This is a genomic window from Arthrobacter sp. 9AX, from assembly GCF_902506095.1.
Classification (GTDB): Bacteria; Actinomycetota; Actinomycetes; order Actinomycetales; family Micrococcaceae; genus Arthrobacter.
Genome location: NZ_LR733293.1, coordinates 299,014 through 315,279, shown reverse-complemented (window position 1 = coordinate 315,279; position 16,266 = coordinate 299,014). Strand labels below are relative to the sequence as shown.

The 16,266-nt window shown below is 64.4% G+C and carries 16 protein-coding genes; 6 read left to right on the top strand and 10 right to left on the bottom strand.

From position 1 onward, the window contains the following. Positions 1–30 precede the first annotated feature (30 nt). On the top strand, positions 31–645 hold the full coding sequence (locus tag BACI348_RS01460) for a TetR/AcrR family transcriptional regulator (RefSeq protein WP_159823628.1): 615 nt from the start codon (positions 31–33) through the stop codon (positions 643–645). Positions 646–718: 73 nt separating this feature from the next. Here BACI348_RS01460 and BACI348_RS01455 read toward each other — a convergent pair whose 3' ends face one another. Continuing rightward, positions 719–1,393, bottom strand: a complete 675-nt coding sequence (locus BACI348_RS01455) for a TetR/AcrR family transcriptional regulator (RefSeq protein WP_159823627.1) — start codon at positions 1,391–1,393, stop codon at positions 719–721. A 94-nt stretch (positions 1,394–1,487) separates the two neighbouring features. On the opposite strand from BACI348_RS01455, the gene BACI348_RS01450 reads away from it, so the two are divergent. Genes BACI348_RS01450 through BACI348_RS01435 form a run of 4 tightly spaced genes read left to right on the top strand, consistent with a single transcriptional unit; the run spans position 1,488 to position 6,343 of the window. Next, positions 1,488–1,985, top strand: coding sequence for a 2Fe-2S iron-sulfur cluster-binding protein (locus BACI348_RS01450; RefSeq protein ID WP_159823626.1), 498 nt, complete (start codon positions 1,488–1,490; stop codon positions 1,983–1,985). Then, positions 1,985–2,974, top strand: coding sequence for an FAD binding domain-containing protein (locus BACI348_RS01445; RefSeq protein ID WP_159823625.1), 990 nt, complete (start codon positions 1,985–1,987; stop codon positions 2,972–2,974). Before BACI348_RS01450 ends, BACI348_RS01445 begins: the two co-directional genes overlap by 1 nt. After that, positions 2,971–5,241, top strand: a complete 2,271-nt coding sequence (locus tag BACI348_RS01440; RefSeq protein ID WP_159823624.1) for a xanthine dehydrogenase family protein molybdopterin-binding subunit — start codon at positions 2,971–2,973, stop codon at positions 5,239–5,241. Before BACI348_RS01445 ends, BACI348_RS01440 begins: the two co-directional genes overlap by 4 nt. Before the next feature lie 19 nt (positions 5,242–5,260). Then, entirely contained in the window at positions 5,261–6,343 is a 1,083-nt protein-coding gene (locus tag BACI348_RS01435; protein WP_159823623.1) for an XdhC family protein, read from the top strand. 92 nt (positions 6,344–6,435) lie between these two features. Here BACI348_RS01435 and BACI348_RS01430 read toward each other — a convergent pair whose 3' ends face one another. The 8 genes from BACI348_RS01430 to BACI348_RS01395 form a co-directional block, all read right to left on the bottom strand. Next, positions 6,436–7,929 carry a CoA-acylating methylmalonate-semialdehyde dehydrogenase gene (locus BACI348_RS01430; protein WP_159823622.1) on the bottom strand — a complete coding sequence of 498 codons (1,494 nt, stop codon included), beginning with the start codon at positions 7,927–7,929 and terminating at the stop codon, positions 6,436–6,438. Positions 7,930–7,931: 2 nt separating this feature from the next. Next, the gene (locus BACI348_RS01425; protein ID WP_159823621.1) at positions 7,932–8,957 is read right to left on the bottom strand and encodes a Gfo/Idh/MocA family protein; all 1,026 of its coding nucleotides are present in this window, start codon (positions 8,955–8,957) and stop codon (positions 7,932–7,934) included. Continuing rightward, positions 8,954–9,841: a sugar phosphate isomerase/epimerase family protein gene (locus tag BACI348_RS01420; RefSeq protein WP_159823620.1), complete on the bottom strand. Its 888-nt coding sequence runs from the start codon at positions 9,839–9,841 to the stop codon at positions 8,954–8,956. The genes BACI348_RS01425 and BACI348_RS01420 overlap by 4 nt, the downstream gene beginning before the upstream one ends. Continuing rightward, entirely contained in the window at positions 9,838–10,623 is a 786-nt protein-coding gene (locus BACI348_RS01415) for an SDR family oxidoreductase (protein WP_159823619.1), read from the bottom strand. Before BACI348_RS01415 ends, BACI348_RS01420 begins: the two co-directional genes overlap by 4 nt. A gap of 4 nt (positions 10,624–10,627) precedes the next feature. Then, positions 10,628–11,641, bottom strand: coding sequence for an inositol 2-dehydrogenase (gene iolG / locus BACI348_RS01410; RefSeq protein WP_159823618.1), 1,014 nt, complete (start codon positions 11,639–11,641; stop codon positions 10,628–10,630). Further along, on the bottom strand, positions 11,631–12,683 hold the full coding sequence (locus BACI348_RS01405) for a Gfo/Idh/MocA family protein (RefSeq protein WP_159823617.1): 1,053 nt from the start codon (positions 12,681–12,683) through the stop codon (positions 11,631–11,633). Before BACI348_RS01405 ends, iolG begins: the two co-directional genes overlap by 11 nt. Then, positions 12,680–13,612, bottom strand: coding sequence for a hydroxyacid dehydrogenase (locus tag BACI348_RS01400; RefSeq protein WP_159823616.1), 933 nt, complete (start codon positions 13,610–13,612; stop codon positions 12,680–12,682). Before BACI348_RS01400 ends, BACI348_RS01405 begins: the two co-directional genes overlap by 4 nt. A 70-nt stretch (positions 13,613–13,682) precedes the next feature. Beyond that, on the bottom strand, positions 13,683–14,696 hold the full coding sequence (locus BACI348_RS01395; RefSeq protein ID WP_159823615.1) for a LacI family DNA-binding transcriptional regulator: 1,014 nt from the start codon (positions 14,694–14,696) through the stop codon (positions 13,683–13,685). Positions 14,697–15,039: 343 nt separating this feature from the next. Here BACI348_RS01395 and BACI348_RS01390 point away from each other — a divergent pair, with 343 nt between their 5' ends. Beyond that, positions 15,040–15,252 carry a hypothetical protein gene (locus tag BACI348_RS01390; RefSeq protein ID WP_159823614.1) on the top strand — a complete coding sequence of 71 codons (213 nt, stop codon included), beginning with the start codon at positions 15,040–15,042 and terminating at the stop codon, positions 15,250–15,252. Here the strand turns inward: BACI348_RS01390 and BACI348_RS01385 are convergent. After that, on the bottom strand, positions 15,249–16,265 hold the full coding sequence (locus BACI348_RS01385; protein ID WP_159823613.1) for a LacI family DNA-binding transcriptional regulator: 1,017 nt from the start codon (positions 16,263–16,265) through the stop codon (positions 15,249–15,251). The genes BACI348_RS01390 and BACI348_RS01385 overlap by 4 nt on opposite strands. Between the last annotated feature and the right edge of the window lies 1 nt (position 16,266).

Below are 16,266 nucleotides of genomic sequence, written 5' to 3'. Positions count from 1 at the left end.
AAATCCTCGGATGTAGAGTAGCGTGGATGGGTGACCGAATCTGGACAGAACACACGTAAGCGGCCCACCGGCCGGCGGACCGGGGACAGTGGCACCCGGGATGCGATCCTGGACGCTGCCCGGGATCTCTTCGCGGACCTCGGTTTTGACGGTGCCTCCATCCGAGCCATCGCCGCTGCCGCTGGGGTGGATCCGGCGCTCATTCGTCACTTTTTCGGGGACAAGGAGACTCTCTTTGCTTCTACCGTGGCCGACCGGACTGCCATTCCCCAGCGGCTCGTGGACGCCCTGACCGGTGACCCCGCCCAGTTGGGCCGGCGCGTCACGGACACGTACCTGAAGCTGTGGGAGGATCCCGAAACCCAGCCCGTCCTCCAGGCTCTGGTGCGCTCCGCCACCACCTCGGACCGGGCTGCCGCCATGCTTCGCGAAGTGCTCGGCGCGCGCCTGCTCAGCCAGGAGATCCTCCCCGGGTTCGACGAGGACAGGATCCGGCGGCTGGCCATCTGCGCCTCACACCTGCTGGGAATCGCCGTCGCCCGTTACATCATCAAACTGCCCGCCATCAGCGCACTCCCCCGGGACGCCCTGATGGACGAGGTGGCCCCGACCATCCAGCGTTACCTCACGGGACAACACCAATAGACCAGCACCCTTGCCTTTCACTTTCCCGCGAGGAGGGACTCTGCGAAGTGTGGGCGCTCAAGACGCCCGAACGTTAACCGCCACGGCCCTCATGAGCGTGCCGGAGTGTGGGCAGCCCTGCGGCGAGGGCCATCAGCATCCGGACCAGGGCCGGCTGCAATGCCGGACGGGTGGCGGCGAGTTCGGGGTCCTGGGCGTAGACCTGGGCGAGAACGGAGGGTGGGTTGGCTGCCCGGTAGAGCAGGCCGGCCATCCCTGCGCCGGCGGCGACGAGCTCACTGCCTTCGCTCTCGGTTAGCCCTGTGGCACCCGCTAACGCGGCCCCTATCGCCGCGAAATGATCGTGCATCACGTGCTTGAACGTACGTGCGGCTGCAACGGAGATGTTGAGCTCGAGGCTGGTGGGCAGGTGGCTGAGCAGGTCGCAGAACAACGGGCGCTCCGTCATGGTTGCGGCAAGGGCGGTGACGGCAGCTTCCGTGCCGTGGGCGTGTTCGAGCCGAGCGGTGAGGGTCTGGGCGCACCGTTGCCATTCTTCGGTGAGGAGCTCAAGATAGATCTCCTCCCGCGTGCCGTAGTAGCGCGAGATGTTTGACTTCGCCAGGCCGACGGCGTCAGCAACCGCGCCGAGGCTGACGTTTCGCACACCGGACCCGGTGGCAAGGTTCCTGGCGGCGTGAAGGATCGCCTCGCGTCGCTGCTGTTTTTGCTCCGGCCGCCGGGCGCGGAGGAATGCCGACCGTGTCATGTCGGCATCAGCCTACGACAAACCCGATAAAAGAACACCATTCTCTTGTTAGAAGAACTGCGTCCTGTTAGCTTGTTGATGTGGGAGAGATCACATGACGGAGATCCAGATCAAACTCAACGGCTCGGTCGAGTACGTGGACGTCGAGCCCTGGGTGAGCCTGCTGGACCTGCTGCGGGACAGGTTGAAGGTGACTGGCCCGAAGAAGGGCTGCGACCAAGGTGCGTGCGGTGCGTGCACGGTGCTTGCCGATGGTCGCCGGATCAATGCCTGTCTGGCCTTGGCCATCTCCTACGACGGCAGCGAGATCACCACGATCGAAGGAGTCGCCCATCCGATCCAGGAGGCCTTCATCCGGCACGACGGATTTCAGTGTGGCTACTGCACGCCGGGCCAGATCTGCTCGGCTCTGGGAATGCTGGACGAGTACCGGTCAGGGATGCCCAGCGTGCTGACCGAAACGGAGCAGGTCCCTCCAGGCACGCCGACCGCGGATGAGATCAGGGAACGGATGAGCGGGAACGTCTGCCGTTGCGGTGCATACAACGGAATTGTTCAGGCGATCCAGGATGTCGCAGGGACGGAGAGCTGATGAAGCCCTTCACGTACGTCAAACCACCTGACTTCGAATCTGCGATCCCGGCCGGTGCCGCTCCTCGGACAAAGTACCTCGGAGGGGGAACCAACCTGGTCGACCTGATGCGTGAGGGCATTGAACTACCCGACCATGTCGTAGACATCACGGGCCTGCCCCTGGACGCCATCGAGGAGCTGCCCAACGGTGGACTCCGCATCGGGGCTCTCGTGCGGAACAGTACACTCGCCGCCGACCCGAGGATCCGGTCACGCTACCGGGTGTTGTCCGAGGCGATGTTGTCCGGCGCTTCGGGCCAGTTGCGCAACATGGCAACAGTGGGCGGCAACCTGCTCCAGCGGACCCGCTGCCCCTACTTCTACGACACCACAGCCGCATGCAACAAACGGCGACCGGGAAGCGGTTGCGATGCACTCGAAGGGTACAACCGCAATTGTGCTGTCCTCGGCGTCAGCGACAGCTGCATCGCCGCGCACCCTTCCGATATGTGCGTCGCCTTGGCGGCCCTCGAGGCCGTGATCCACGTCAACGGGCCAGCAGGGGTACGACGCATCGAGATTGCCGACCTGCATCTGTTGCCCGGAGACACCCCTGATCTCGAAAACAGCCTCGTGCCGGGAGACCTTATCACCGCCGTCGAGCTCCCACCGCCGCTCGGCGCCCGCTCGACCTACCGTAAAGTCCGGGACCGGTCGTCCTATGCGTTCGCTCTGGTCTCGGTTGCTGCCGCCTTGCAGGTGGAGGACCACAAGGTAACCGAGGTCCGGCTCGGATTGGGCGGCGTGGGCGCCAAGCCATGGCGGGCCAGGGAGGCTGAACGTCTTCTGCTCGGCGGCCCGGCCGATGAATCGGCGTATCGACGCGCAGCGGAAGCTGAGCTCGCGCCCGCAAGGGTGCACGCCGATAATGCGTTCAAGGTCAGGCTCGCCGAGGCTACGATCGTGGCCGTGCTGCGCGAACTGAGTCTTGCTGGAGTCAACCGATGACCCTCGACGACACTGTGCACACTGCGGAAGCCACCGGCGGGAAGTACGTTGGCCGTTCGATCCCACGCGTTGATGGCCCGGGGAAGACCACCGGCCAGGCCCGGTTCGCCGCCGAGCACTCGTACCCGGACCTGGCCTACGCTGCTCTTGTCTACGCCACCATCGCCCGCGGCCGGATCCTCGCCATCGAGACCTCTGAAGCGCAGGCAGTGGACGGCGTCGTCGCTGTTCTGACGCACAAGAACGCACCGCGCATGAAGCCCGCAGGCAATCTGAGCCCCTTCGACATCAGCTCCATCGCCATCAGCACGTCCGTAAACTACCTCGCCACCGACGAGGTGCACTGGAACGGACAGCCCATCGCCGTCGTCGTCGCCGAGACACCCGAGGTGGCAAACTACGCGGCATCCCTGGTCACAACGTCCTACGAGCAGTGGGGTGCGAAGGTCGACTTTGCCTCCGAGGTGCCCAATGCGGTCCCGGACAAGGGAATCCCGTTCATGACCGGCAAGGCCGACAAGGGCAACGCCCTGGGCGCACTGGCCACGGCCCCATTTACGGTGGATCTGGAGTTCAGCACACCGCAGTACAACCACAACGCACTCGAACCGCACGCGACAACTGCAGTATGGAACGGTGACAAGTTGACCGTTCATGAGGGCACCCAGAGCCTGACCGGAGTGCAGGGACAATTAGCGAAACGGTTCGGAGTCCCCAAGGACAACGTACGGGTCCTGTCCCCGTTCGTCGGCGGCGGTTTTGGGGGCAAGGCGCGGCCGTGGGCGGGCACTCTGCTGGCAGTGTTGGCGGCCCGCGCCACGGGACGCCCCATCCGCCTTGCACTGACACGGGAAGGTGTCTATCACACCGTGGGCGGACGAACTGCCAGCATCCAGCGGGTCGCGCTGGGCGCCGGGACCGACGGCCGTCTGGCGTCTATTGTGCACACGAGCGTGTCGAGGACCGGCAGAGTTGGCGGCATGCCCGAACGGATCACCGAAGTCTCCCACGAAATGTATGCGGCCCCGAACATCCACCTGCAGCAGAGCAGCGTGAAGCTCGATTTGGTGAGCAACACGTTCATGCGCGCACCCGGGGAAGCAATCGGCAGCTTCGGGCTTGAGTCGGCCATCGATGAACTTGCCTGGGAAATAGGCATGGACCCGATCGAGCTGCGGATGATCAACGAGCCGGACCGGGGCCCTGTCAGCGGGAAAGTCTTCACCCACCGCAAGCTTCGCGACGCCTACGCACTGGGCGCCGAACGGTTCGGCTGGAAAGAGCGGGAACCACGCGCCGGTGCGATGCGCGATGGCCGGTGGCTGGTCGGCATGGGGGTCGCCACCGCACACCACACGGCCATGCAACTAACCGCCAGCGTCGCGATCAGACTTAACGCCGACGGCACCGTAGTTGTTCGCTGCGCCATGCAGGAGATGGGCATGGGCGCACCAACTGTCCAAACCCAGGTTACAGCAGACGAACTCGGAGTACCGCTGGAATCCGTGCGGGTTGAATACGGGGATACCGACTTGCCTTGGGGTTCTCCCGCGTTTGGTTCGGTCCAGACCGCCAGCGTCACCTCCGCAGTGCTGGCCGCCTGCACCAAGCTCAAGCAAGCCGTCCTCATTCTGGCCCAAAGGCAGGCCGATTCGCGCTTGAAAGGCCGCAAGCTCGCGGAGCTGAAGGCCCACGACGGCGGCCTGTACTCTGGCGCCAAGGGACACAAATACACCGACATCCTCGCCGCCGCCGGCCGGGAGCATGTCGACGTTGCCTACAAGCCCAACATACCGGCGTTCCTCGCCCGCACCGTCCGCGACGTCGGATGGCGTCCCAAGGCCGCCACCGGCGCCCAGTTCTGCGAAGTCAGGGTCGACGCCGACACCGGCGAGGTCCGGATCTCGAGGTGGATGGGCGTGTTCGACGTCGGCACCGTCCTCAATGCGCGCACCGCCGAGAGCCAACTCCGCGGCGGCATCATCATGGGCATCGGCATGGCCCTGTCGGAGCACACCATTATCGACCACCGCACCGGCAGGATCGTCAACCCCAACTTGTCCGAATACCACGTCCCCGTCCACGCCGACGTGCCGCACATTGACGTCCACTTCCTCAACGAACCGGAACCACACTCTCCCCTGGGGCTACTCGGACTCGGAGAAATCGGCGTCACCGGCGTCCCGGCTGCCATCGCCAACGCGATTCGCCACGCCACAGGAAAGAGAGTCGTTGATCTGCCGATCACCCTGGACAAAGTTCTATGACTTCAAGCAGAAGGTCCGCATGTTAGAGCTGGCAGAACGACTCCTCCCCATCCTCCGCTCCGGAGAGAACGTCGCCGCCGTTTCGGTCACCCGGGTCCTCCGCAGCGCACCGCACGGTGTAGGGACCACAATGGCAGTTACGCAGAACGGGGCAATCGTCGGGTCGATCTCCGGCGGATGCGTCGAAAGCGACGCGTCGATGCTCGGCATCTCCGTGCTCCACGACGGAGTGGCACGGTGCGCCCGTTTCGGTTTCGATGATGCGGCCGGCCACGCCGCCGGACTCGCCTGCGGCGGAACCGTTGACGTCATCGCATACGCGATCAACGAGGACCATATAGCCCTGCTGGGTCGTGCCGTCGAAGGACAGCCAGTCTCCCTTGGAATCGTCACGTCAGGCCCTGAACGAGGGAAAGTCCTCCCCAATCCCGAGCTTTATGCGCCCAATGCCGTCACTCTCCGCAAAAACATACTCCTGCCCTCGGGATATGCTGCCGACGCAGCTGAACCAGGAGATCTGCTCGTGCTGTCGCGGTCTCCGCGACCCCGACTCATTATCCTTGGGGCGGGCGAACATGGTGCAGCGCTGTGCCGGCTCGCGACCGCTGCCGGCTACGCCGTCACCATATGCGACCCCTGGGCGCTGCTGGTGACCGCATCGAGATTTCCCGACGCCGACAGGCTCGTCGTCGCCTTCCCCGACGAATACCTGTCCTCACTGCGGGACGCGGACGTTGACGCCAGGACCGCGGTGTGCGTCCTGACCCACGACGAGCGGCTGGATATCCCTGCGCTGCGCATTGCACTGGGCATGCCCGTCGGGTTCGTTGGTGCCATGGGAGCGCGCTCGACAGTCGCCCGGCGCGCAAGACTGCTGACCGCGGAAGGCGTCTCCGAAGCTGATCTGGGCAGACTCCACTCTCCTCTCGGACTGGATCTGGGAGGGTCCTCACCTGAGGAAACGGCGTTATCCATCCTCGCTGAGATCACGGCTGTACGGCATGGCGGCACGGGACTGCCGCTGAAAAGTGCCCCCGGGCCGATGCATCGATTCGCAGCTGCGGTAGCTGTCACCCTGGAGGCTCCCGCACCGCGGTGCTAACCGTCGAACTGCGAGTGCATCGTTTGTGCCGGGCAGCGAACAGACAAAGCCGGGATGCCGCAGCAAGTTGCTGCAGCACCCCGGCTTGGTGCTTAGTTGGAGGGGAAGTTATAGGAGGCGCCGGAGGCGTGTTCCGCTTCGGGCCAGCGGGAGGTGATGACCTTGCCGCGGGTGTAGAAGGAAACGCCTTCGGGGCCGTAGATGTGCTTGTCCCCAAACAGTGAGGCCTTCCAGCCGCCAAAGGAGTAGTAAGCCACCGGAACGGGCAGCGGGACGTTGATGCCGATCATTCCCACGTCAACTGAGCGCTGGAACTTCCTGGCGGCAGCACCGGAGGAGGTGAAAATGGCAGTGCCATTGCCGTAGGGATTGGCGTTGATGAGCCTGATGCCCTCTTCCAGGTCCTCGACGCGGACCACGACAAGGACTGGACCGAAGATTTCCTCGGTGTAGGCGCTCATTTCCGTCTTGACGTGGTCAATCACGGTGGGACCGACCCAGAAGCCGTCTTCGTGGCCGGGGACCACGAGGTCGCGGCCGTCAACCACCATGGCTGCACCGGCCTTCTCTGCCTCGCTGATGGTCTTGACGATGAATTCCTTGGATTCAGGGCTGATGACCGGGCCCATTTCGGCGCCGGGCTCGGTGCCGTTGTTGACGTTCACGGCAACGGCACGTTCTTCGACCTTCTTGACCAGCAGGTCGGCGGCGTCCCCGACGGCGACGGCGACGGAGATGGCCATGCAACGCTGGCCTGCTGATCCGAACGCGGCGGCGGCGAGGTGGTCGGCGGCGTTGTCCAGGTCGGCGTCGGGCAGCACGATGGCGTGGTTCTTCGCCCCGCCCAGGGCCTGGACGCGTTTGCCGTGCTTGGTGGCGGTTTCCAGCACGTGCTTTGCCACGGGTGTGGAGCCGACGAAGGAAATCCCGTCCACGTCCGGGTGGCTGAGCAGACCGGAGACGACTTCGCGGTCGCCGTGCAGGACCTGGAATACGCCGTCGGGCAGGCCGGCTTCCTGGAAGAGCCTGGCCAGCAGCATCGCGGCTGAGGGTACCCGGTGGGAGGGCTTGAGGATGAAGGCGTTGCCGGTGGCGATGGCCATCGGCGCCATCCACAGGGGCACCATAACGGGGAAGTTGAACGGCGTAATGCCGGCGACCACTCCGATGGGCTCACGGAAGGAGAAGACGTCGATGCCCGTGGAGGCCTGATCGGAGTAGTCACCCTTGAGCAGCGTGGGGATGCCGCAGGCGTACTCGATGACCTCCAGGCCGCGACCGATTTCGCCCTTGGCGTCGGAGAGGACCTTACCGTGTTCGGCCGTGATCAGTGCTGCGAGTTCGTCCACGTGGGCGGCAACGAGCTCGCGGAACTTGAATAGCACGTTGGTGCGCTTGGACAGGGAGGTGTCGCCCCAGCTCTCGGCGGCTGCCTTGGCGATTGCGACCGTGTGCCCCAGGTCTTCCGGGGTGGCCAGGCGCAGCTCGGCAGTGATCTGGCCGGTGGCGGGGTTGTAGATCGGCTTGGTGTCGGTGCCGGTTCCTGCGGCTTCTTCGCCGCGGATGAAGTGGTTGATGACAGGCATTTCTATTGCTCCTGGGATAGGTGGTATTCGACGGTGTGGACGTCTGTGACCAAACGTGGGAGGCCGGAAGCGAGGGATTCATGCAGGGCCAACCGGACGGCGAGGTTTTCTTCGGTGAGGCTTTTGTGGACGAGTTCCTGTCCGGAGTTGCGTACCCAGGCGCTGAACCGTTCGATTTCGGTTTTGAACTGGTCGTCGCCGATTTCGAAGGATTCGGTGCGTCCGTCCCGGTAGGTGACTTTCCCGGAGGCGGTTTCCGACGGGTCGGGGTCGAATGCTTTATCGAGGGTGATCTGGCCCTCGGTGCCGATGATTTGGAACGTGTGCGTGCGCGGGCCTTCGAAACCGCAGTCGAAGGTTCCCAGGACGTCCCCGTAGTCCAGGATCGCCGCGACGGAGGTCTCGACGGGGTCAGTTCGGCTGGTCCCCTTGCCGTACACGCTGTGGGGGGCCCGTCCCATGACCATGTTCATGATGTCGATGGCGTAGCAGCCGACGTCGTTCAGTGCGCCGCCGTCCATGTCCTGTTGTAGCCGCACCTCGGACTTGGTGCGGTTCATGACGAAGTGGAAGCGGGCGTGCATGGAGACCAGCTGCCCGATTCTTCCCGAGTCGATGTACTCCCGGACCTTCTGGTGCTGTGGGTGGAAACGGTACATGAACGCTTCCATGAGGGTCACCCCGTTAGCCGCACAGGCTTGGCGAACGCGCTGATAATCCTCCAGGCTCGACACCATCGGCTTTTCACACAGGATGTCCTTGCCGGCCTCGGCTGCGGTGACGATCCAGTCCGCGTGCAGGCTGTTGGGAAACGGGATGTAGACGGCCTCGATGTTGGGATCGGCCAGGAGCGCCTCATGGGATTTGTAGGCGGTGGCGATACCAAACCGCTCCGCCACCTCCGCGGCGCGTCCGTTCGGGCTGCTGATGGCTGTCGCAACGGCGTTGCGCGCCTTCTGCATGGCCGGCAGGAAGCGGTCCTCTGCGATGCGGGCGGTGCTCAGGACGCCCCAGCGTACCGCTGTCATGGCGCCAGCTCCTGTTCCAGCGCGCGCAGGAACGCAACGGACTGGCGGACGTCGCCCACGGGCCCTTCCCCGGTGGGTTCGGTGCCGAGGATGGTGTCCTGTTCCATGGTGAACCAACCGGGGTAGCCCGCCTTGATCAGGTCCTTCACGATGGTGCCGATTCCGACGTCGCCTTGGCCCAGTGGGACGTACATTCCGGTTTTGACCCCGTCGGTGTAGGAGATCTCGCCGTTCTGCACCCGGGCGGCGACGGCCTTGCGGACGTCTTTGAGGTGGGTGTGGCCGATCCGGGAGGCGTACTCCCGGACGAGCTGGATCGGGTCGGTGCCGCCGATGAGCAGGTGCCCGGTGTCGAGGCACAGGTTCGCCGCAGTGTCGTTCAGGACTCTGTTGACGTCCGAGGTGCTCTCGATCATGGTTCCGACATGCGGGTGAACGACCGCCTGGATGCCCTTGTCGGCGGCGGCCTTGACGATGGCGTCGAGGTTCCGGCCGAACAGGTCCCAGCCGTCGCCGTCGAGTTCGTGGCGCTGGTCGTAGCCGGCGACGCCGGTCTCGGCGGCGAGAACCATGACGGAGGCTCCGGCGGCCTCGTACGCTTCGAGTTCGGCGGCGACGGCCGCCATCGGATCGTTGGCGGAATCGTGGAGGAGGACCGGAAAAAACCCGCCGATGGCCTGTAGGTTGTGGCGCTTTAGCACGTCGGCGCGTTCAGCGGCCTCTTCGGGCAGGAAACCTGCCGGTCCGAATTCGGTGGCGCTAATGCCCAGTGCGGTCATTTCGGAGAGGACTTTGTCCGCTCCCAGCTGGTGTCCCCACCCGGGTACTTCGCAGACACCCCAGGAGATGGGGGCTGCGGCGAGGCGGCTGGTGATGGTGCTCAATCTGATCCTCCGATGACTTGCTGGTCCCAGTCGATGACGGAACCGGTGACTACTCCGCTCCTTTGCGAGAGGAGAAAGACTACGAATTCTGCGATTTCGTCGACCTGCCCGAGTTTGCCCATGGGCATGGACGCGTTCGCTTTTTCCAGCCAGTCATCGCCGGCGCCGTGAAAGCGTTTCTGGGTCTCAGCTTCACCGTCGGTTGCGGTCCATCCGATGTCCAGGCCGTTGATCCGGATCTTGTCCCAGCGGTGGGCGTGGGCGGCGTTGCGGGTCAGGCCGGCCAGTCCTGCCTTCGCCGCAACGTAGGGTGCCAGGTAGGGCTGGCCGCCCAGTTCGGCGATGGAGATGATGTTGACGATGCTCCCGGGCGCTCCCCTGTCGCGCAGGTGCTTGATGGTTTCGGACATGATGAAGAACGGGGATTTCAGGTTCACCGCGATGTGGGCGTCGAAGAGCTCCGGCGAGGTGTCCAGCATGGTGCCGCGGGTGGTGAGTCCGGCAGCGTTCACAGTGCAGTCGAGGCTTCCGAACGCATCTATGGTTTCCAGTACTGAGTTGCGCGCCTGTTCGACGTCGGTGAGGTCGGCCTTGATGTAGCGGCTCTCAGTCCCGGCCTTGCGCAGTTCCGCTGCGATCGTTTCCCCGGCATCGGCGTTGCGGCCGGTGACTGCGACCCCGGCTGCTCCTTCGGCTGCGGCGCGCAGGGCTATGCCTGCACCGAGTCCCTGGGTGCCTCCGCTGATGAGGACGACTTTGTCTTTGAGCAATGGGTTGTTCACCTGGTTAATCCTTTCCGATTTTGACGACGCGGCCTGAGCGCGCGGATTCTTCTGCAGCGTTGGCCAGGACCAGAGCTTCGAGCCCGTCTTCGAAGCCGGGGCTGCAGGCGATGCCCTGGCGGATGGACTGAACGAAGCCTTCCAGTTCCCGCCGGTAGGCTTCGGCGTAGCGCTCGAGGAAGAAGTGCAGGTAGGGATCTGCTCCTTCGGCGCCGGCTGCCGTGTATTTCCGGACGCTGGTTGGTGTCAGGTTCCCGGCCGTGAGCATCCCGTCGCTGCCGAAGGCTTCCAGGCGCTGGTCATGGCCGAAGGCGCTGTGGCGGGAGTTGATGATGGTGATTTGTTCGCCGCGGGCACCGCGGAGGTTGATGACAACAGAGTCGAAGTCGCCCAATTCTTCGATGTAGTCGCAGAAGAGGTTGGAGCCGGTCGCGGAGACCTCGACGATGTCAGGGACGAAGAACCTGGCCATGTCCAGGTCGTGGATGCTCTGGTCCCGGAAGATGCCGCCGGAGCCGGCGATGTAGGACGCCGGGGCCGGTGCGGGGTCGCGGCTGATGATGGTCAGCTGTTCCAGCCGGCCGATTTCACCTGCCTGCACACGGGCCTGAACTGATGCGAAGTTGGGGTCGAAGCGGCGGTTGAAGCCGAGCATCAGCGGGGTGTTGCTGCCGCGGAGGTTGTCCCGACAGGCCAGGACCCTGTCGATGTCAAGGTCAATGGGCTTTTCGCACAAGGCAGCGACACCTCGGGCAGCGGCGCGGGAAATCAGGTCAACGTGCGTGTTGGTGGGTGAACCGACGATGATGGCGTCCAGGTCGTCCTCGGCGAAAACCTCATCGGCGGTGGCAACTGCACGGGCGCCAGTGCCCTCGGCGAGCTTCTGCGCACCCTCGATAAAGGGGTCAGCGATGAGCACCAGCTCAAGCTCCGGGTTGGCGAGGATGTTGCGGGCGTGGACTTGGCCGATGCGCCCTGATCCGAACAAGGCAACTTTGAGCGGTCGTTCACTGGACATGGGAGAGGTTCCTTCCTTGGGTACCGCCGGGCAGGGAATTGCCGGACGGGGTGGCGTTGCTGACGGCGACGGTGATGCCGCCGCCGTTCATGGACTGCACGAGTGCTTCGGCGACGCGCAGGGCGTTCAGACCGTCTTGGGCAGTGGCGAGGGGCGCCCGGCGGCCGGAGGCGATCGCATCCACCCAAGCCTGTGCCTGGAGCCGGTAGGCGTTGTTGAAGACGGGAATCCAGTCCTCCGCGTAACCCTGGGAGCGCCCCAGTGCACGGTTCGCTATCGGTCCTTGGTGCGGCGCGAGTTCGATGCTGCCGAGTTCACCGATGATCTCGCACCGGACGTCATAGCCGTAGCGTGCGTTGAGGAACACGTCGACAGTGCTTAGCACTCCGTTGGCGGCCCGGAGAAGGAAGACCTGGGGATCCTGACGGGACGGGTCAAGGCCGGTGCTGCGGGGAGCATGCCAGCTGACGGATTCGATCGGAGAATCGAGCAGCCAGGACGTGGTGTCGATGTCGTGAACACCCGAGTTGGTAATGGTGGCCGCTGAATCGCCGCCGGGGTAGGACCGTACGTTCCGGTGCGAGCTGCGGGTCAGCAGGGGCTGGCCGATCGACCCTTCGCGCAACTGCTGTTTGAGGTCCTGGTACGCGGGATGGAACCTGCGCATGAAGCCCACGGAGATGAGCGGGACACCACGGTTCAGGGACTCTTCCCGGGCGATCAGCTCTTCACATTCGGCAACGGTGGGAGCCAGCGGTTTCTCGCAGAGGACCGGCTTTTTGTGATCCAGGCAGGTGCTGACCTGAGCGGTATGGGCGCTGTCGGGTGATGCGATCAGGACTGCATCGACGAACGGTGAAGCGATGAGCTCTTCTGCCGACCGAAAGCTTCGTGCACCCGTTTCCGCGGCGACCGCCTGTGCACGGTCATATGCGGCATCGGCAACTGCGCTGACAGTAACGCCGGCGACGCTGCTGCGAAGGATGCGGGCGTGTTCAGCCCCCATGGCCCCGACTCCAATGATGCCGACCCGGACAGTCATGGTGCCGCCACCGCCGCTGGTGCCCGGCCGGCGAGAACGTCGACGGCACCTTGGGCTGCGTCACGGACGGTGTGAGCCATTCCCTGCTCAGTGAACCCCATCAGGTGGGGTGTCAGAACGACGCTGTCCAAGTCAAAGACGGGGTGGTGGACGGGGGGTTCGGGGTCGAACACGTCCAGTCCCAGACCACCCAGATGCCCGGTGGCGAGGGCGGAGTGGGCTGCGTCAAGGTCAACGAGTCCTCCCCTGCTGCAGTTGATCAGGACGGCCCCGCGCGGCATTGCGGCGATCCGCTCGGCGTTGATGAGGTTCCGGTTCTCGGCGGTCAGCGGCACATGCAGCGTCACAAAGTCACTGTCGGCCAAGAGGTCCTCCACGGAGTTGCGGCAGATCTCTGCCGGAACGTCAGCGAAAGGATCGTAGGCCAGGACTTTCAGGTCAAAGGCTTCGGCGATGCGGGCCACGCGCCGCCCGATGCGGCCGTACCCGATAATGCCCAGCGTGAAGCCTTCGAGGTCACCCACCCGCACCGAGGAGCGCTCGGCCCAACGGCCTTCCCGGACCAGGGATGTGAGGGGCGAAAGCTTCTTCACGAGTGCGAGCAGGTGGGAGAACACGCCCTCCGCAACGGATGCGGTGTTGCTGCCGGGGGTGATGACAACGGGGATCCCCCGCCGGTTGGCTTCTGCAACATCAACGAGGTCGGTTCCCACGCCGGTGCGGGCGATAACTTTCAGGGCCGGCATGCGGTCCAGAAGTTCACGGTCGACCTTGTAGGCTGCCCGAACGATGGCAGCATCAGCGCGAGCGAGGTCCGCTTCCGTCGGGTCCTGAATGAGTTGCTGGTTCGCGGCCAGAACCGGCTCGACCAGGTTGGCGTCGACGCTGCCGAGCGCTACGACTGTTTGCGTGGTGGTGAGTGAAGGCATCGTCGTCCTTGGGATGGTGTCGGGTAATCAGCAAGGGCACTGGGGCCGTGCTGCGGGGATGGGTTGGTGGCTAGATCCCGATGAGGCTGGATCTGCGGACCACAAGGTGCGGGGTTATGGGCTGGTGGACGAACCCGTTGCCTTCTCCGTGGATGCGCTGCAGGAGCGTGTTGGCTCCTGCGATGCCGATGGCAGAGCTGTCCGGGTCCACGGTGGTAAGTCCCAGTCTCGGCATAGCGGTGAGGGTGATGTTGTCGTATCCGGTAACAGCGATCTCAAGTCCGCGCTCGTCCGCGGCGGTCATGGCGCCCAGGGCTGCGAGGTCATTGATGCAGGCCAGCGCCGTGGGCCGGGTCCCTCGTGCCCCCAAAGCCCTGTGGGCTGCGACATAACCGGATTCCTGGGAAAAATCAGCTTCGATGACGCGGATGTTTCGGGCCAGGCCCTGGCTTTGCATGGCCGCCGTGTATCCGTGCACCCGGGCCTGGCCCACCGAACCGCCCAGGCCTCCCAAATGTGCGATGTGTTCGTGGCCCTGATCCAAAAGGTGTTCCACGACCATACCCAGCCCCTGGGCATCATCGCTGCGGACGACGTCGGCGGTGTCGATGTAGTCGGGGCCTCCTCCGGCGAAGACAACTGCACCGCCTGCAACCACCCGGCTGAAGGGCGCTTTGTCCGGGATGCTGCCAACCACGAGAAGACCGGCAACGCACAGGTCACGGAACGCCTGGAGAATGGACAGATCCACTCCACTGTCCGATTTTGAGGCCGTAACGGCGCTGAAGAGCACGGTATGTCCGGAGTCTTCGAGTACCGGCCGGGCCGCGTCGACAACGTCAAAGGCCCATGGGTTGTGGAGGTCGCTGACCAGGACGCCGATGGTGCCGTTATCGCGGGTGGCAAGGGACCGGGCAGCGAGGTTCAGTTCAAAACCGAGCTCCTCCACCACCTGTAGTACACGCTGGCGCCGGAGATCGCTGACACGGGGCGAATCACGCAATACGAGGGAGACCAGGGACTTGGAAACCCCGGCCCGCTCCGCGACGTCGCGGATGGTGGGTCGGCGCAAGGATTCAGCCATCGTCACACCACGCCCCGGGTAAGGCCGTGGATCGGCGAGTTGCGCTGTGCCACAGGAATCTCCTTCGATGTTGTTGCTGCCACTTCCGAGACCAGAGTTCGGTCAACAATGTGAGCCAAATCTCGAAGTGGAACGGTCCAACGATAAATGAACCGCTTCGCAACTGTCAATGGACCGGTCCATCAGAGTGTGCTTTCATTCTTATCACCCCGTTTTGGTGACTTTGACCAGGAGCACGCTGACGTTCTCACCCAACGCCCAATCCAGCGCATGGTGCTGGGAGACCCCGGCTAAGACGGGTCAGGCGGATAGCCGTGCCGGAGACGGCGGGACCGGCCGCCGAATGCATCGCCAGCATGACTGGCTGCCGGTCCTGGGCCAGGAAGTACAGATCAAGCTTGACGGCTCAGTCGTCAGGACCGGACTGGTCGACGGTGTGACGAACGACGGCGCCATTATCTGGATTGCCGCTCACGGGGCGACGCCGCGGGCCATGTTTGAACGTGCCAGGGGGTTCAGTGTCTGGATTGACTACAAGTGGGATTCCAGCGGTTAGCCCATGCCGTGCCGGCTCGAGTCCCGCACCACAAGGTGGGGAGGGATCGCGTCGTGGAAGAAGCCTTCTTCCGGTTCTTTGTCTGTGACCCGTCGCAGCAAGGTCCGGGCGCCCAGTACGCCTAGTGTCTGGCTGTCAGGGTCAACAGTCGTTAGGGAAAGACGGGGCATGGAGACAATGGCGATGTTGTCGTAGCCGGTGATGGCGACGTCGTAGTTCACTTCATCCGCCGCCGTCATGGCGCCCAGGGCGGCGAGGTCGTTGACGCACACGAGGGCGGTGGGCCGGTGGGTGGTGTCCAGGGCGCTTTGAGCGGCCGTGTAGCCTGATTCGGTTGAATAGGTGGCAGGGTAGACAAGGATCTCCGCGTCGAGGCCGTGCCGGTGCATCGCTGCCCGGTAGCCGGATTCGCGTTCACGCGCGGCAGAGCCTCCTTGGCCGCCCAAATGGGCAATACGCCGGTGGCCTTGTTCCACAAGGTGGTCGACGACCATCTCGATTCCTGAGGCGTCATCGCTTCGCACCACGTCGGCGTTTTCTATGTCGGGGCCGCCGCCGGCGAAGACGACGGGGCCGCCGCCCGCGGCGTGGTGGAGGGGCTGGGTGTCGGGTACGGATCCGACCACCAGCAGCCCGGATACGCGCAGGTCGCGGTATGCCTGAAGGGTCGAGGTGTCCACTGCCCCGGTCCTGGAGGACGACGCCGCGCTGAACAGCACCGTGTGGTCGGCGTCCTCCAGGACATTGCGGGCGGCGTCCGCGACGTCGAATGCCCACGGGTTGTGCAGGTCGCTGACGAGGACGCCGACCGTTTTGTTGTCCCGGGTGGCCAGGGAGCGGGCCGCGAGGTTCATCTCGTAGCCCATTTCGTCGATGGCAGCCCGTACCAGGGCGCGGCGTTCCTCGCTGACTTTGGGCGAGTTGCGCAGCACGAGCGACACCAGGGACTTCGAAACGCCTGCGCGTTCGGCGACATCCCTGATGGTCGGTCGTCCTTCTGATACGGCTGGCATA

Excerpts from the sequence above, each read along its gene's own strand:
- BACI348_RS01455 (WP_159823627.1), bottom strand. The coding sequence starts at position 1,393 with ATGACACGGTCGGCATTCCTCCGCGCCCGGCGGCCGGAGCAAAAACAG.
- BACI348_RS01450 (WP_159823626.1), top strand. The coding sequence starts at position 1,488 with ATGACGGAGATCCAGATCAAACTCAACGGCTCGGTCGAGTACGTGGAC.
- BACI348_RS01445 (WP_159823625.1), top strand. The coding sequence starts at position 1,985 with ATGAAGCCCTTCACGTACGTCAAACCACCTGACTTCGAATCTGCGATC.
- BACI348_RS01440 (WP_159823624.1), top strand. The coding sequence starts at position 2,971 with ATGACCCTCGACGACACTGTGCACACTGCGGAAGCCACCGGCGGGAAG.
- BACI348_RS01435 (WP_159823623.1), top strand. The coding sequence starts at position 5,261 with ATGTTAGAGCTGGCAGAACGACTCCTCCCCATCCTCCGCTCCGGAGAG.
- BACI348_RS01430 (WP_159823622.1), bottom strand. The coding sequence starts at position 7,929 with ATGCCTGTCATCAACCACTTCATCCGCGGCGAAGAAGCCGCAGGAACC.
- BACI348_RS01425 (WP_159823621.1), bottom strand. The coding sequence starts at position 8,957 with ATGACAGCGGTACGCTGGGGCGTCCTGAGCACCGCCCGCATCGCAGAG.
- iolG (WP_159823618.1), bottom strand. The coding sequence starts at position 11,641 with ATGTCCAGTGAACGACCGCTCAAAGTTGCCTTGTTCGGATCAGGGCGC.
- BACI348_RS01405 (WP_159823617.1), bottom strand. The coding sequence starts at position 12,683 with ATGACTGTCCGGGTCGGCATCATTGGAGTCGGGGCCATGGGGGCTGAA.
- BACI348_RS01400 (WP_159823616.1), bottom strand. The coding sequence starts at position 13,612 with ATGCCTTCACTCACCACCACGCAAACAGTCGTAGCGCTCGGCAGCGTC.
- BACI348_RS01395 (WP_159823615.1), bottom strand. The coding sequence starts at position 14,696 with ATGGCTGAATCCTTGCGCCGACCCACCATCCGCGACGTCGCGGAGCGG.
- BACI348_RS01390 (WP_159823614.1), top strand. The coding sequence starts at position 15,040 with ATGCATCGCCAGCATGACTGGCTGCCGGTCCTGGGCCAGGAAGTACAG.
- BACI348_RS01385 (WP_159823613.1), bottom strand. The coding sequence starts at position 16,265 with ATGCCAGCCGTATCAGAAGGACGACCGACCATCAGGGATGTCGCCGAA.